The following is a 242-nucleotide window of genomic DNA, read 5'->3' as shown; positions in this document are numbered from 1 at the left end:
TGGAAGTGGTCTCTTCTAACCCGAATGATAAGCCAAAGATTGAGTTTAACTACATCTCGACCGAGCAAGATAAACAGGACTGGCGTGACTGTATTCGTCTGACACGCGAAATTCTCAATCAACCTACGATGGATGAGTTCCGTGGCGATGAGATCCAACCAGGTCTTCACATTACAACCGACGAGCAAATTGATGAGTGGGTTAAGCAAAATGTTGAGAGTGCTTATCATCCTTCATGTAGC

At 44.6% G+C, this 242-nt stretch carries 1 protein-coding gene; it reads left to right on the top strand.

Annotated elements, in window-relative coordinates; all coding sequences use genetic code 11:
* A partial coding sequence (locus tag UF06_RS18935) for a GMC oxidoreductase (protein WP_045571818.1) occupies window positions 1-242 on the top strand: 242 nt, incomplete at both ends.

Origin of the sequence: Vibrio sp. S234-5 (assembly GCF_000960595.1) — a bacterium.
In the GTDB taxonomy this organism is placed as follows: Bacteria; Pseudomonadota; Gammaproteobacteria; order Enterobacterales; family Vibrionaceae; genus Vibrio.
Note: the sequence above shows the minus strand (reverse complement) of the source record. Positions and strands in the feature narration are given on the sequence as shown.